We start from the raw sequence: 14,745 nt of genomic DNA, 5'->3' as shown, positions 1-14,745 counted from the left end.
GCCGCACATACGGCAGCCGCGACGCTCGCCGCCACGCGCTCCGGCGCGGCACGGCCGGTCACAGCGCCCAGCATCGATTTGCGCGACATGCCTGCGAGAATCGGAAACGGCGGCTCAGCACGTGGGGCCGTTTCGGGAAGGTGAGCAAGCAACGCGTAGTTATGCTCAATCACGGCCTTGCCGAAACCAAAGCCTGGATCGACGCTAATGCGCTGCCTCGCGACGCCGGCCTCGGTCATGGCTGTCACACGCTCAGTGAGAAACGTCCGCACTTCGCTCACCACGTCCTGATAGACCGGCTCGCCGAGCTGCATGGTCTGCGGCTCGCCGAGCATATGCATAACGCACAGGCCACACTCGCTATCGCGTACCGCGTCGATGGCACCATGCATGCGGAAACCCCAGATGTCGTTGATCAGGTCCGCACCCGCAGCCAATGCATGACGCATGACCTCGGGCTTGTACGTATCGATCGACAACGGAATCTGCGCGCCCCGCAACTGCTCGATAAGCGGAATCACCCGCTCCAGTTCCTCGTCGAGCGACACCGGCGGCGCGCCCGGACGCGTAGACTCGCCACCGATGTCGATGATATCGACGCCATCGAGCATCATGCGCTCGGCTTGACGTAGCGCGTCGCTGCGCAAGGCGAACTGGCCACCATCCGAGAAAGAGTCGGGCGTGACGTTCAGAATGCCCATCACGAGCGGGCGCTCGAACGTCAGGGTGAAACGGCCGCACTGCAACGGCGCGGGCTCAGGGAGAAACGACAAAGCGGCGATCGACACGGAACAGAGCATCCAGACAACGACGGGTAAATACAGACCAATACCGGTCAACGGGATAAATGCAAAACGGGCCGGTGTGAATCACACCGGCCCGCATACCTTTTTACGTGGCTTCAATCAGGCCGGCGCGGTGGCGCTGCCCGGCTTCACCTCGGTACCCGTACTGCCGCCTGACGACGCGTCGCTTGCCGGCGGCGACGAGGTTTTCGGCGCGCGCGGCGGACGGCCTGCCATGATGTCGTTGATCTGATCGGCGTCGATCGTTTCCCACTCCATCAAAGCCGCGGTCATGGCTTCAACCTTGTCGCGATTTTCACCCAGCAGACGCTTGGACAGGGTGTATTGCTCGTCCAGCACGCGGCGGATCTCTGCGTCAACCTTCTGCTGCGTCGCCTCCGAAATGGTCCGCGTGAAGCCGCGGCCAAACGGTGTGGCGTCGTTCTCGTCGTCCACGTAGACCATCGGTCCGAGTGCATCCGTCATGCCGAAGCGCGCAACCATCGCACGGGCGGTCTGGGTGGCCTTGTTGAAGTCGTCCGAGGCACCCGTGCTGATCAGGTTCAGGAACAGTTCTTCTGCCACACGGCCACCGAACAGAATCGCCAAACGATCCAGCAGGTAGTCTTTCGAATACGTTTCGTTGTCGTGCTCCGGCAACTGCCACGTCACACCCAGCGCGCGACCGCGCGGAATGATAGTGACCTTGTGCACCGGATCAGCCTTCGGCAACAGCTTCGCGATCACCGCATGGCCCGACTCGTGATACGCCGTCGCACGCTTGGACTCTTCGCGGATCACAGCCGACTTACGCTCCGGACCCATGAAGATCTTGTCCTTCGCGTCTTCGAAGTCGATCATTTCGACGATACGCTTGCCACGACGCGCCGCGAACAGCGCCGCTTCGTTCACCAGGTTCGCCAGATCAGCACCCGAGAAGCCCGGTGTGCCACGCGCGATAACCGCCGCGTCTACGTCGTTCGAGATCGGCACCTTGCGCAGGTGCACCTTCATGATGTGTTCACGACCGCGGATGTCCGGCAGGCCAACATACACCTGGCGGTCGAAACGGCCGGGACGCAGCAGCGCCTTGTCGAGTACGTCAGAACGGTTGGTCGCAGCAATCACGATCACGCCGGAATTGGCTTCGAAGCCGTCCATCTCAACCAGCATCTGGTTCAGCGTCTGTTCGCGTTCGTCGTTACCGCCGCCCATGCCGGCGCCACGATGGCGACCGACCGCGTCGATTTCGTCGATGAACACGATGCAGGGCGCATGCTTCTTGGCCTGTTCGAACATGTCGCGCACGCGAGCGGCGCCGACACCCACAAACATTTCTACGAAGTCCGAACCGGAAATGCTGAAGAAAGGCACTTTCGCTTCGCCGGCAATGGCGCGAGCGAGCAACGTCTTACCAGTACCCGGAGGCCCGACCAGCAGCACACCTCGAGGAATGCGCCCGCCCAGTTTCTGGAACTTCTGCGGGTCGCGCAGGAAGTCGACCAACTCGGAGACTTCTTCCTTGGCTTCGTCGCACCCGGCGACGTCCGTGAAATTAATGGCGTTGTTATTCTCGTCGATCAGACGTGCACGGGACTTGCCGAACGAGAACGCACCGCCTTTCCCGCCTCCCTGCATCTGTCTCATCATGTAGAACCAGAACCCGATGATCAGGATTGTCGGTCCGAGGTAATACAGCGCGGACACAAGCGCGTTCGGTTCGTCATCGGCCTTGCCGCTCACCTGCACGCCGTACTTCATCAGGTCGCCGACCATCCAGATGTCGCCGGGCGACACGATCTGGTACTTCTGGCCGTCCGCTGGAGTGACCGTGAGGTTACGCCCCTGAACGATGACGGTCTTGACCTTGCCGTTCTTCGCGTCGTCCATGAACTGCGAATACGAAACACCTTCCTGGACACGGGGCTTGTCGAACTGCTTGAACACCGTAAACAGCACCAGTGCGATAACCAGCCACACTGCTGCCTTCGAAAACATATTGTTGTTCAAAGCACCACTCCTTCACTCATAGACGGGCGCCTACATTTGCCTTGCGGCACCACTAAAGCATTCTAATCCAGTCCGCAGACCCCTGCCATAACCATTCACTACTGCACAAATAGCGTCCGGCGGGGCTCCAGTGCCGCTTTTCCGGCCAATCTGGGGGTGCAAAATGGTTAATCGACCCCCACTTAACGGGGTCGTTTGAGATGCTTACCCAAAATAAAAGTTTCCGACGATTTGTCCCGCGAAGCCTTGGGCTTGCGGGCGGCGACCGTCTTAAACTGCTGCTTGAACTTTTCAACTATCTGGCTGTAACCGCTGCCGTGGAAGCACTTGACTAAAAGGGCCCCATCCGGTTTCAGGTGGTTCTGCGAAAATTCCAGCGCGAGATCGCACACATGCTCGATTCGCGCCGCATCTGCCAGCGCTACGCCAGACAGGTTGGGCGCCATATCCGAAATTACAAGGTCGACGTGCCGTTCTTCGAGAATTTCTTCCAGTTGCAGGAGCACCGAGTCCTCGCGGAAGTCGCCCTGGATGAAGGTGACGTCGGCGATCGGCTCCATGGGTAACAGGTCGAGCGCGATGATCGTGCCGTCGATCCCGCCTTCCCGGGCCGCATCCCGCCTGGCGCCTTGCGCCAGTTTGTTGCGCACGTACTGGCTCCAGCTGCCCGGCGTGGAGCCAAGATCAACAATGACCTGGCCTGGACGGATCAGCTTGTCCTGCTCGTCGATTTCCTTCAGTTTGTACGCTGCGCGGGCGCGATAACCCTCCCGCTGCGCCATTTTCACGTACGGATCGTTGATGTGATCATGCAACCACGACGTGTTGAACTTGTTTTTTGCCATTAAACGTTGAACTCTTGCTGCGTGATGTCACGCTTTTAGCGGATAATACGCGTTTAATTCGCGCGGCTGCTGCTCAATGGGTCATCTACCCGGGAGCGATCAACCGCGATTCTCCGTTGTTCTGACGCGCCGCCCTGCGCGATCGACCAAAACGATCGTAAATGCAGGCGCCGCCATTTTAGTCGAGTCCCTCACTTTCCATGCCAGCCCTCAAAGTCTCTTCCGATCAACGCGCCGAATTGCGCTCCCAGGCTCACGCGCTCAAACCGGTCGTGCTTATCGGTGCCGAGGGCTTGACTGACGCCGTCCTGACCGAGATCAAGGTCCACCTTGGCGCCCACCAGTTGATCAAGATCCGCGTGTTCGGCGACGAACGCGAAGAGCGCCTCGCCATCTACGATGATATCTGCGACAAGCTCAACGCCGCGCCGATCCAGCATATCGGCAAGCTGCTGGTGATCTGGAAGCCGGAAGCCGCCCAACCTGCCGCGCGCACCAAACGCGGTGCGCTGCCAAGCGCCCGCGAAGCGGCTGAAGAAGCGAAGCCGGGTAAAGGTCGTGCGCCGCGCGTGGTTACGGTGGTCAAGCCTTCCGAGATCCCCATGCGCAAACCGAAGCCGAAAAAGGTCGTGGTGCGTGGCAACGAACGTGTGACGGCGGGCGGCAACATCAAGCGCGCCAAGAAACGTCAGGCCAGCGCCAAACGTTCGCATCAATCGGTTAAGTGATGTGCGGGGCGGCGCTCGCCGCCCTTCAAGGTTTAACTAACCCGTCACACCCTTGCCTGTCGAGCCGCGGTTGGTCTGCCCACCCATCGACACACTCGCATCAGTAGGCAGCTTCCAGACCAGCACGATGGCCAACAGGCTCTCGATCAGGTAGAACAGGCTCGACACGCCATGCAATACGCCAAAGCGCGCTGCATAGGCCGAGTGCCCCACATCGGTTCCCGCCTCGAGCGCGGCAACCCGCAGCGCGTTCATGAACGGCTCGAGCGCGAAATATCCAACCAGCACGCATACCAGCATACCGGCAAGCAGCCAGCGTAGCCGGCGGTAGCTGTCGTTACCCCGGCGAATCAGGACATTGGCGAGCCCAAGCAGCAACACTCCGCACACCACACCGAGCACGCCTTCTATGCGAAACAGTTGCGCGGCCACCGCGCCGGCCACGCTCCGGTCAAGCGACGTAAACAGTACCGGCGCGACCGCGTAGCCAATGGTGAGCAGGCTGCCGACCCAAACCACGGTCAACAGCCGGAACAGCCGATGCGGCACTGCGGACACCTGATTACCCACCGGTTTAATCACCTGAGCGCCCTTCAGACGTAGCTGACGGCAATGATTTCGTACTCGCGAACGCCACCCGGCGCCTGCACCGACGCCACATCGCCTTCCGATTTGCCGATCAGCGCACGCGCAATGGGCGAACTGATCGAGATCAGACCGTGTTCGAGGTCCGCTTCGTCGTCGCCGACGATTTGATACTTGACCGGAGCACCCGAATCCAGGTCTTCCAGTTCGACAGTCGCGCCGAACACCACGCGGCCGTCTGCCTCGACCGCGGACGGGTCGATGATCTGGGCGCCGGCGAGCTTCGACTCGATCTCGGCAATGCGGCCTTCAATAAAGCCCTGCTTTTCTTTCGCAGCGTCGTACTCGGCGTTTTCCGACAGATCGCCTTGGGCACGCGCTTCAGAGATCGAGTTGACAACCGCCGGGCGTTCAACCGATTTCAGGTGCTGCAGTTCATCGCGCAGCTTCTTGGCGCCACGCGTCGTCAATGGAATAGTGCTCATAAACAGCTCTAGTGGCAAAAAAACGGCCGTAAAAAAAATCACCGCGGTTAAGTGCATCCCCGCTGGGACCAGAACTTGGCGCAAAGCCCGTGCCGGAACCGAAGGGACGCCGCTTAACCGCGGCACTTACATCTTGGACAGGTATTCGAAGCCTTAGTTTAGGCGAGCGTGGAGTCCTTGTAAATCATAGACTTCCAGGTCCTTCAAATACCGCAAGCCTTCGACCGCGGCCCGCGCACCCGACATCGTCGTGTAGTACGTGACCTTGTTAGCCTGAGCGCTCATGCGAATCGAGCGCGAATCGGCAATAGCTGCGCGGGTTTCGTCGACGGTAGTAAATACCAGCGCGATCTCGCCGTTCTTGATCATATCCACAATGTGCGGACGACCGTCCTTCACCTTGTTGACCACCTTGACCGGCACACCAGCCGCTTCGATTGCGGCAGCCGTACCCTTGGTCGCAACGATCGGATAGCCCAGTTCGTGCAGCATACGCGCGACTTCGACGGCCTTCGGCTTGTCGGCATCCATCACCGTCAGCAGCACCGTGCCCGACTCCGGCAAACGCGAACCGGCAGCCAGTTGCGACTTGAACAGCGCTTCACCGAAGGTCTGCCCCACGCCCATCACTTCGCCGGTCGAACGCATCTCCGGTCCAAGCACCGGATCGACAGCCGGGAACTTGACGAACGGGAACACAGCTTCCTTGACGCTGAAGTACGGCGGGTTGATTTCTTTCGTCACGCCCTGCTCGGCCAGTGTCTGGCCGACCATCGCGCGCGCCGCGATTTTCGCGAGCGGCAGGCTGGTCGCTTTCGACACGTACGGCACCGTACGCGAAGCGCGCGGGTTCACTTCCAGCACGTAAATGACGTCTTCTTTCGAGCCATCGGGCTGCGGCACTTGCTGGATCGCGAACTGCACATTCATCAGGCCGATCACATTGAGCGCTTTTGCCATCGCGCCCGTCTGGCGCTTCAGCTCGGCAATGGTTGCCTGCGACAGCGAATACGGCGGCAGCGAGCAAGCCGAGTCGCCCGAGTGGACGCCCGCCTGTTCGATGTGCTCCATCACGCCACCGATGAACACCGCTTCGCCATCGGAGATGCAATCCACGTCGCATTCGATCGCGTCGTTCAGGAAGCGGTCGAGCAGCACCGGCGAATCGTGCGACACCTTCACGGCCTCACGCATGTAACGCTCGAGGTCGCGCGGCTCGTGGACAATTTCCATGGCGCGGCCACCCAGCACGTACGACGGACGCACGACGAGCGGATAGCCGATTTCATCGGCCAGCTTTAGCGCTTCGTCTTCAGCACGCGCGGTGCGGTTCGGCGGCTGACGCAGACCGAGTTCCTGCAACAGCTTCTGGAAACGCTCGCGGTCTTCAGCGGCGTCGATCATGTCCGGCGACGTGCCGATGATCGGCACACCGTTCGCTTCGAGATCAAGCGCGAGCTTCAACGGCGTTTGGCCGCCGTACTGCACGATCACGCCCACCGGCTTTTCCTTGTCGACGATCTCAAGCACGTCTTCAAGCGTCAACGATTCGAAGTACAGACGATCGGACGTGTCGTAGTCGGTGGAAACAGTCTCTGGGTTGCAGTTGACCATGATCGTTTCGTAACCGTCTTCGCGCATCGCGAGTGCGGCATGCACGCAGCAGTAGTCGAACTCGATACCCTGGCCAATCCGGTTCGGGCCGCCGCCCAGCACCATGATCTTCTTGTTGTTCGTGGGATTCGCTTCGCACTCGTCCTCGTAGGTCGAGTACATGTAAGCGGTTTTGGTCGCGAACTCGGCCGCACAGGTGTCGACGCGTTTGTAGACCGGGCGCACGTTCAACTCAATACGACGCGCACGCACTTCCGCCGGCTTCGCGCCGACCAGTTTCGCGAGACGCCGGTCCGAGAAGCCGCTTTGCTTCAGATACTTCAGTTCTTCCTTCGACAGGCTCGCAAGCGTGCGTCCATCGAGAGCCTTTTCCTTCAGTACGATCTGTTCTATCTGCGCGAGGAACCACGGGTCGATCGAAGTCTCTTCGAAGATTTCCTGCTGCGTCATGCCGATACGAAATGCGTCGCCCACATACCAGATGCGGTCCGGACCGGCTTCGCCGATCTCACGGATGATTTCATCGCGGCTCGTGGTCTTTTCATCCAGACCGTCGACGCCCACTTCGAGACCGCGCAGTGCCTTCTGGAACGATTCCTGGAAGGTGCGGCCAATGGCCATCACTTCGCCCACCGACTTCATCTGCGTAGTCAGACGCGGATCGGCTTCGCGGAATTTCTCGAATGCGAAACGCGGAATCTTGGTGACGACGTAGTCGATCGTCGGTTCGAACGAAGCCGGCGTCTGACCACCGGTGATTTCATTCTTCAACTCATCAAGCGTGTAGCCGCAAGCGAGCTTCGCCGCGACCTTGGCGATCGGGAAGCCAGTTGCCTTCGACGCCAATGCCGACGAACGCGACACGCGAGGATTCATTTCAATCACGATCATCCGGCCGTCTACCGGATTGATCGAGAACTGCACGTTCGAACCGCCCGTGTCCACGCCGATTTCGCGCAACACTGCGAGCGATGCATTACGCAGGATCTGATATTCCTTGTCGGTGAGCGTCTGCGCCGGTGCGACGGTAATCGAGTCGCCGGTGTGGATGCCCATCGGGTCCAGGTTTTCGATCGAGCACACGATGATGCAGTTGTCCTTCTTGTCGCGGACCACTTCCATCTCATACTCTTTCCAGCCGAGTAGCGACTCTTCGATCAGCAGTTCGCGCGTAGGCGAAAGATCCAGACCGCGCTTGCAGATCTCTTCGAATTCGTCGCGGTTGTACGCAATGCCGCCGCCCGAACCGCCCAGTGTGAACGACGGGCGAATCACAACCGGATAACCGCCGCTGCCCGTTTCAACAGCAATCTGCGCCTGCACCTGCAGCGCCTCTTCCATCGAATGCGCGGTGCCCGACTTCGCCGAACCGAGACCGATCTTGGTCATCGCGTCCTTGAACTTCTGACGGTCTTCCGCCTTGTCGATGGCTTCGGGCGATGCGCCGATCAGCTCGACCTTGTACTTTTCCAGCACGCCGTGCGCGTGCAGATCCAGCGCGCAGTTCAGCGCCGTCTGGCCGCCCATCGTCGGCAGGATCGCGTCCGGGCGCTCCTTGGCGATGATGCGCTCAACCACTTCCCACGTGATCGGCTCGATGTAGGTGACGTCGGCCGTGTTCGGGTCGGTCATGATCGTCGCCGGATTGCTGTTGACGAGAATGACCTTGTAGCCTTCCTCACGCAGCGCCTTGCAAGCCTGTGCGCCCGAGTAGTCGAACTCGCACGCCTGGCCGATGATGATCGGACCCGCGCCGATAATGAGGATGCTCTTGATGTCTGTCCGCTTGGGCATAACGCTCTCGCTAATGTATTCCTGTGTTCTTACCGTTGGCGCGCGTCGTGGCGGCGTAGTTGCGGTGAAACTTTCACGACGTTGCCGCTCTCGCGCGCTCTGTTCTGCTCGCTGGCGCGGCGCCGGGCGAAGCCCCGGGCGCGGCGCTTTTCCCGAGGTTCTTATGCCGCTGCCGCAGCCGCCGTCGTACCGGCCTTCTTCTGGTCCATCAACCCGGTGAAGCGGTCGAACAGGTAGGCGATGTCGTGCGGGCCAGGCGACGCTTCCGGGTGACCCTGGAAGCAGAAAGCCGGCTTGTCGGTGAGTGCAAAACCTTGCAGCGTGCCGTCGAAGAGCGACACATGCGTGGCGCGCGCGTTGGCGGGCAACGTGGCGGCATCGACTGCGAAGCCGTGGTTCTGCGATGTGATCACCACGCGGCCGTCGTCCAGATCCTTCACCGGATGATTCGCGCCGTGGTGGCCCGTCTTCATCTTCATCGTCTTGGCGCCAACCGCGAGGCCCATGATCTGGTGACCCAGGCAAATGCCAAACGTCGGGATGCCGCGCTCGATCAGTTCTTTAGTAGCGGTGATGGCGTAATCGCACGGCTCCGGGTCGCCGGGGCCGTTGGACAGGAACACGCCGTCCGGGTTGAGCGCGAGCGCGTCAGCGGCGGTAGCTTGCGCCGGCAGGACGGTGACGTGGCAGCCACGCTCCGCGAGCATGCGCAGGATGTTGAACTTCACGCCGTAGTCGAATGCGACCACACGATACTTCGGCGTATTTTGCGTGCCGTAGCCCTCGCCCAGACGCCATTCGGTCTGCTTCCATTCGAACGATTGCTTCGTCGACACGACCTTGGCCAGATCCATGCCGGCGAGACCCGGGAACGAGCAAGCCAGCTCGATTGCCTTGGCTTCGTCATCCGAGCCTGCGAGGATGGCGCCGTTCTGCGCACCCTTGTCGCGCAGCACGCGCGTCAGCTTACGGGTGTCGAGGCCGGCGATGGCGACCACGCCTTCGTCCTGCAGATATTGGGAGAGCGTGCGTTCCATGCGGAAGTTCGACGCGAGAACCGGCAGGTCACGGATGATCAGGCCGGCGGCATGGACTTTGGTGGCCTCGACATCTTCGGCGTTGACGCCGACATTGCCGATGTGCGGATACGTGAGGGTCACGATCTGACGCGCGTAGCTCGGGTCAGTCAGGATTTCCTGATAACCGGTGATTGCGGTGTTGAAAACGACTTCGCCAATCGTATGGCCGGGAGCGCCGATCGAGTAGCCACGAAAGACCGTGCCGTCGGCGAGCGCGAGCAGAGCGGGAGAAAAAGACGGCAACACGGGAGACTCCTTGGGGGAACACCCTGATGCCGACCTGTCTATCCGAGCCGTGCGGGCCGCAGCGAGGCGCATCAAGTTGATGCGCGCGCAGGCTCGCTCGCGTACCGCGGCAGACGTCGCAAGGGCGCGATGGATCCATTGTGTGGACTGATCGGCTGGGTGCGGTGCGTCGGCGGCGCGCGGCGGATGAACGGTGTGGGAGAGGTAGGCGCTAGGGTGCGGGTTGATAAGCTCAAACCTTGGAATTATAGCTCGAAACTACCCTTCCCTCCAAATCCGAGATGGCGCCAAAGCGGGATGGGAGGTGTCGCGCAGGCGCCCGGAGCCAACGCCGGCAGGCGTCTCAGGCCACCCTGCAATGCTTTACGTTGCCGAATCGGGATATGGCGGCAGCTCGAGGAAACGGGGGACCGAGCGGGTGCGGAGAATCGTTCCAGCCCGCTCTGGCCCGACCAACGCCAGCTCAGGATTGCTGCTCAGCCTGCAAATGAGTGGGTTTTGCCAGTACGCGGCTTGGCAATAGGTACCAGATCGCACTTGCTATCTGCAACACGACCAATATGCTCCACGCAGTCAGGTGCGCGGCGGCTGGATAATGGCCGGCGGCTGCCGGCCAGCGGGACAGCACTGCGCCAACGCCGATCTGGAAGCCGAAGATCAGCAAAAAAATAATCAGCGTGAGCGTGGTATTGGCACGGCCGATCAGATGTGGCGGGAAATGCCGCGCCATCACCGCGTAGCTGAGAATCCCGGTGCCGCCAAAAATACCGTAAGCGCCCCACAGGAGCCCGGCCGGCAATGGCACACCGACCATGATCAGCAACTGGGTGACGACGAAGAGCGCCATACCCACGCCACAGAACGCGTATAAGGACACGCCCCGGCGCTCCAGACCGCGTGCTGCGGCGCCGAAGCCGATGCACCCGGCCATCATCGCGAAACCGAGAATCGACACTTGCGCGGCGGCATCACGAGGCGCGAGGCCCATGACGTCACGCATCCACGCCCCGACCCAGAGCGACTGCATCGCATAGAAGGCGCCTTGGGTGACGACCGAAAACGATGCAATCTTCCAGAATGCCGCGCTGTTGAGGATGTGCCAGGTGCCCTTGAACTGTGAGACCAGACTGGCGTGGCGCTGCTCCTCACGAGTCTCCGGCGCACCAACCCATAGCGCCGCCGCGACAAGGATCGTCAGTACGCCGAGGCCGACGCATACGGCACGCCAACCCGCGAAGGTCAGCACCCAGCTCAGCGGGGTGCCGACCACCACGCCGCCCAAACCGCCGACCGCCATCACCAAACCGTTGATGAGTGGCAGGCGCGCAGCCTCGAAATGCTGCGCCAGCGCTTTAAAGGCGGCGCCGAGGCACACCGAAACGCCCACGCCAATCAACAAACGCCCGACCATCATGGCGCCAAGGCTGTGCGCGGCGCCAAAGACCCAGATCCCCGCCGCCGCAAACAGCAGCGTGCCCGCCGTGATGCGACGCGAGCCAAAGTGATCGAGCAGCACGCCCGCCGGAATCTGCGCGCCGGCAAAGCCCAGAAAGTAAAGGCTCGTCAGCAGCCCGAGATCGGCCGCGGACAAGCCCAGGTCGTGAGTAATGAGCGGCGCGAACCCGAGATTGACGCCGCGAAACACGTAGGAAACGAAGTATCCGGCAGAGAACAGCAGAAAGACGCGAAGCTGGGTCGACGACATAGGCAAGAATGGATGAGGTGCATTCGACGCAGGGTAGCGCCACGAAAGATAAACGAATTGGCGCAAAACCGCTCGGCTGCGAGGCCACTGAAATGAAAACGCCGTCACCACAGGTGACGGCGTCTAAAAACGAAAAGTGATCGGAGCGCAATTCATGCGCTGCCCCCGCAACGCATGTGGTCACTTCCGTGAAAGCCGCTTTGGTCTAGTTGCCCTTCTTCGTTTTGGCTGCGGTCTTCGGGCGGCCTGCTGCCGCAGCCTTCGACGACTTGCTGGACGTGTCCGACTCAGCCGCTTTCGATGTCTTGCCCTTGCTGCCGGCGCCCGACGCTGAAGATTTGCTGGCCTTGCCCGCCGAATCCGACACCTTGACGACGCTGGTGTGGCCACGACCTGATTTCTTATCGTAACGCGAATCACTCTTCGTGTCTGCGACATGGGTGCCGATTCGCTGCACACCGCCGCCCTGCATGGTCGTCGCGATACGCTCCGGACCGGGTTCGCTCGGCAAGGCCTTGCCGACCGGCACGTGCAGCACGATCACCTGACCCGCCGAGACCTGGTCGCGGTGAGTGCGATTCCACGCCTTCAGTTGCCCGACCGACACGCCGTAGCGAACCGCCAAGGCAGCCATGGGCTGCCCGCGACGCACGCGGATCAGCATCTTGCGGGTGTCGGGGACATCCGGCTCCATGGCCAGCACCGCAGTCTCGGCGAGGTCGGCGGAGATGTCTTCGTCGGCATCGTCATCGCTGCGTGGCACGACGATGGTCGAACCCGGCTTCAGACGCATGCCCGCCGGAATCTTGTTGACTTCCATCAACGTGTCCGCGTCGACGCCGATCTTCTGCGCAATCGCGGCCGGCGCGGCACGCTCGGTGACCGTGTAGGTAGTCCACGACGACAGATTGCCCGTGTAGGCCTTCAGGTTATGCTCGAAGGCGCTGGCGTTATCGAACGGCAGCAGGATTTGCGGCTGCGTCGCGCCCAGGATCACCGGCTTCTTGAACGACGGGTTCAGCGAACGGAATTCGTCCGGCGACATGTTGGCGAGCTTGGCCGCCACATCGACGTCCATATCGTGCGCTGTCGTCACCGTCACGAAGTACGGGTGGTTCGGAATGGATGGCAGCGTCAGGCCGTAAGCCTGCGGATTCATCACGATATTCTTGACCGCCTGCAGCTTCGGCACGTAATTACGTGTCTCGTTCGGCATACGCAGGTCTTCGTAATCTGTCGGCAAGCCCGCCGCCTGGTTGCGGGCAATCGCGCGCTGCACGTTGCCCTCGCCCCAGTTGTAGGCGGCGAGCGCAAGTTGCCAGTCACCGAACATGTCATGCAGACGCGAGAGGTAGTCAAGCGCGGCACTGGTCGACGCCAGCACGTCGCGGCGCTCGTCCTGCCACATGTTCTGCTTTAGGTTGTAGGTCCGGCCCGTGTCGGGCACGAATTGCCACATGCCGGCCGCCTTCGCCACCGACAACGCTTGCGGGTTGTAGGCGGACTCGATGAACGGCAGCAACGCGAGTTCAGTCGGCATATGCCGCTGCTCGAGTTCCTCGACGATGTGATACAGATATTTTTGCGACCGCTCGGTCATACGCTGTACGTATTCCGGGCGCTGCGCGTACCAGTTCGCCTGCATGTCGACCAGGTCGCTTTGCAGGTCAGGCATCTGGAAACCACGGCGAATTCGGGCCCACAGATCGGCGTCGGGACTCGTCAACTGATCGACCGAGCCTTGATCAACATCGATCGTTTCTTTGGCAGAGGCTGTCTTGCGAAGGGCGTCGGCTACGGCTTGCTGGCTGGCTTGTGTGGAAGCGGTGCTATTGCTACTCGTCGTCGGTCCCTGGCTCGCGCACGCGGCGAGCATGAGGACCAATAACGCACTAAAGATAAATCTCATGAACGTCTCGGCTTCCATAGGACTGGAATTTGCAGCCGATAGTACGAAAGCAGGACGTTTACGTCAATCGGAAATGTACTAAAAACCCAGCCAAATCTTAGGCTTGGCAGATTTTTCCGAAAATCAAGGTGAAGTTGGCCCCAGAAGGCAACGGGTTAACGGAATCTGTTCTTCCACTCACGCATCAGCGCAAACGCTGTCAAACGATCGGGCACCGTTTCATGCAACTGCCCGGCCAAGGTGCTTTGGATCGCCGGATTGTCTGCCCTCAGGAACGGATTGACAGCCCTTTCGTGGGCAATTGTGGTGGGCAAAGTCGGCACGCCGCGCTCGCGCAGTGCGACCGCTTTGTCGCGCCACGCCTGCAACTGGGCATTCTCGGGCTCGCAGGCGAGCGCGAAGCGGATGTTCGACAGGGTGTACTCGTGCGCGCAGTGAACTTGCGTGGCACCGGGGAGCGCTGCGAGCGAGTCAAGCGAGTCCAGCATTTGCGCCGGCGTGCCTTCGAACAGGCGTCCACAACCACAGGCAAACAGCGTGTCACCGCAAAACACATGGGGCGTTCCGGCTGGATCGGCTGCCTGAAAGTACGCTATATGGCCGCTCGTATGGCCGGGCACGTCAAGTATGGTGAATTCAAGCGCCGGCTCGGCGATGCTCACGTGATCGCCGCTTTTAAGCCGGTGCGTGAGGTGCGCGATCGACTCGCCAGCGGGCCCATAAACCGGCACGGCCTGGCCATTCAGCAGATCGGCCACCCCGCCGACGTGGTCTTGGTGATGGTGCGTGAGTAAAATAGCGCTCAGTCGCCAGCCCCGTTTCGCCAGATAGGCGTGAACCGGAGCGGCCTCGCCCGGATCGACGACCACCGCATGGTGCCCGTCCGAAACGAGCCAGATGTAATTGTCTTCAAAAGCCGGGACGGGTACGTACTCGAGCGCATTCATAGGCGACGCAATC

General features: G+C 61.0%; 11 protein-coding genes. 1 reads left to right on the top strand and 10 read right to left on the bottom strand.

The genetic code is table 11. From position 1 onward, the window contains the following. The 3 genes from folP to WCA85_RS30920 form a co-directional block, all read right to left on the bottom strand. On the bottom strand, positions 1-701 hold a 701-nt coding region (gene folP / locus WCA85_RS30930), incomplete at its 3' end, for a dihydropteroate synthase (RefSeq protein ID WP_424068803.1). A gap of 204 nt (positions 702-905) precedes the next feature. Beyond that, a complete protein-coding gene (ftsH, locus tag WCA85_RS30925; protein WP_424068797.1) occupies positions 906-2,795 on the bottom strand; it encodes an ATP-dependent zinc metalloprotease FtsH in 1,890 nt (629 codons plus the stop codon). Between the two features lie 182 nt (positions 2,796-2,977). After that, entirely contained in the window at positions 2,978-3,640 is a 663-nt protein-coding gene (locus WCA85_RS30920) for an RlmE family RNA methyltransferase (RefSeq protein WP_424068795.1), read from the bottom strand. 200 nt (positions 3,641-3,840) lie between these two features. Between WCA85_RS30920 and WCA85_RS30915 the strand changes: the two genes are divergently transcribed. After that, complete coding sequence (locus tag WCA85_RS30915) at positions 3,841-4,368, top strand: YhbY family RNA-binding protein (RefSeq protein WP_424068793.1); 528 nt, start codon at positions 3,841-3,843, stop codon at positions 4,366-4,368. 36 nt (positions 4,369-4,404) lie between these two features. Here the strand turns inward: WCA85_RS30915 and WCA85_RS30910 are convergent, their stop codons facing one another. The 7 genes from WCA85_RS30910 to gloB form a co-directional block, all read right to left on the bottom strand. Beyond that, positions 4,405-4,917 carry a DUF4149 domain-containing protein gene (locus WCA85_RS30910; RefSeq protein WP_424068801.1) on the bottom strand — a complete coding sequence of 171 codons (513 nt, stop codon included), beginning with the start codon at positions 4,915-4,917 and terminating at the stop codon, positions 4,405-4,407. 44 nt (positions 4,918-4,961) lie between these two features. After that, positions 4,962-5,438, bottom strand: a complete 477-nt coding sequence (gene greA, locus WCA85_RS30905) for a transcription elongation factor GreA (protein WP_424068791.1) — start codon at positions 5,436-5,438, stop codon at positions 4,962-4,964. Between the two features lie 153 nt (positions 5,439-5,591). Further along, positions 5,592-8,846: a carbamoyl-phosphate synthase large subunit gene (gene carB / locus WCA85_RS30900; protein ID WP_424068789.1), complete on the bottom strand. Its 3,255-nt coding sequence runs from the start codon at positions 8,844-8,846 to the stop codon at positions 5,592-5,594. A gap of 161 nt (positions 8,847-9,007) precedes the next feature. Continuing rightward, complete coding sequence (carA, locus tag WCA85_RS30895; RefSeq protein WP_424068787.1) at positions 9,008-10,171, bottom strand: glutamine-hydrolyzing carbamoyl-phosphate synthase small subunit; 1,164 nt, start codon at positions 10,169-10,171, stop codon at positions 9,008-9,010. A gap of 463 nt (positions 10,172-10,634) precedes the next feature. Beyond that, a complete protein-coding gene (locus WCA85_RS30890; RefSeq protein WP_424068785.1) occupies positions 10,635-11,876 on the bottom strand; it encodes an MFS transporter in 1,242 nt (413 codons plus the stop codon). A 205-nt stretch (positions 11,877-12,081) separates the two neighbouring features. After that, complete coding sequence (locus tag WCA85_RS30885) at positions 12,082-13,785, bottom strand: transglycosylase SLT domain-containing protein (protein ID WP_424068784.1); 1,704 nt, start codon at positions 13,783-13,785, stop codon at positions 12,082-12,084. A 155-nt stretch (positions 13,786-13,940) separates the two neighbouring features. Beyond that, positions 13,941-14,732 (bottom strand): hydroxyacylglutathione hydrolase, encoded by a 792-nt coding sequence (gene gloB / locus WCA85_RS30880; RefSeq protein ID WP_424068782.1) that lies wholly within the window; start codon positions 14,730-14,732, stop codon positions 13,941-13,943. Positions 14,733-14,745: the final 13 nt, after the last annotated feature.

Origin of the sequence: Paraburkholderia sp. (genome assembly GCF_049581445.1) — a bacterium.
GTDB lineage: Bacteria > Pseudomonadota > Gammaproteobacteria > Burkholderiales > Burkholderiaceae > Paraburkholderia.
Note: the sequence above shows the minus strand (reverse complement) of the source record. Positions and strands in the feature narration are given on the sequence as shown.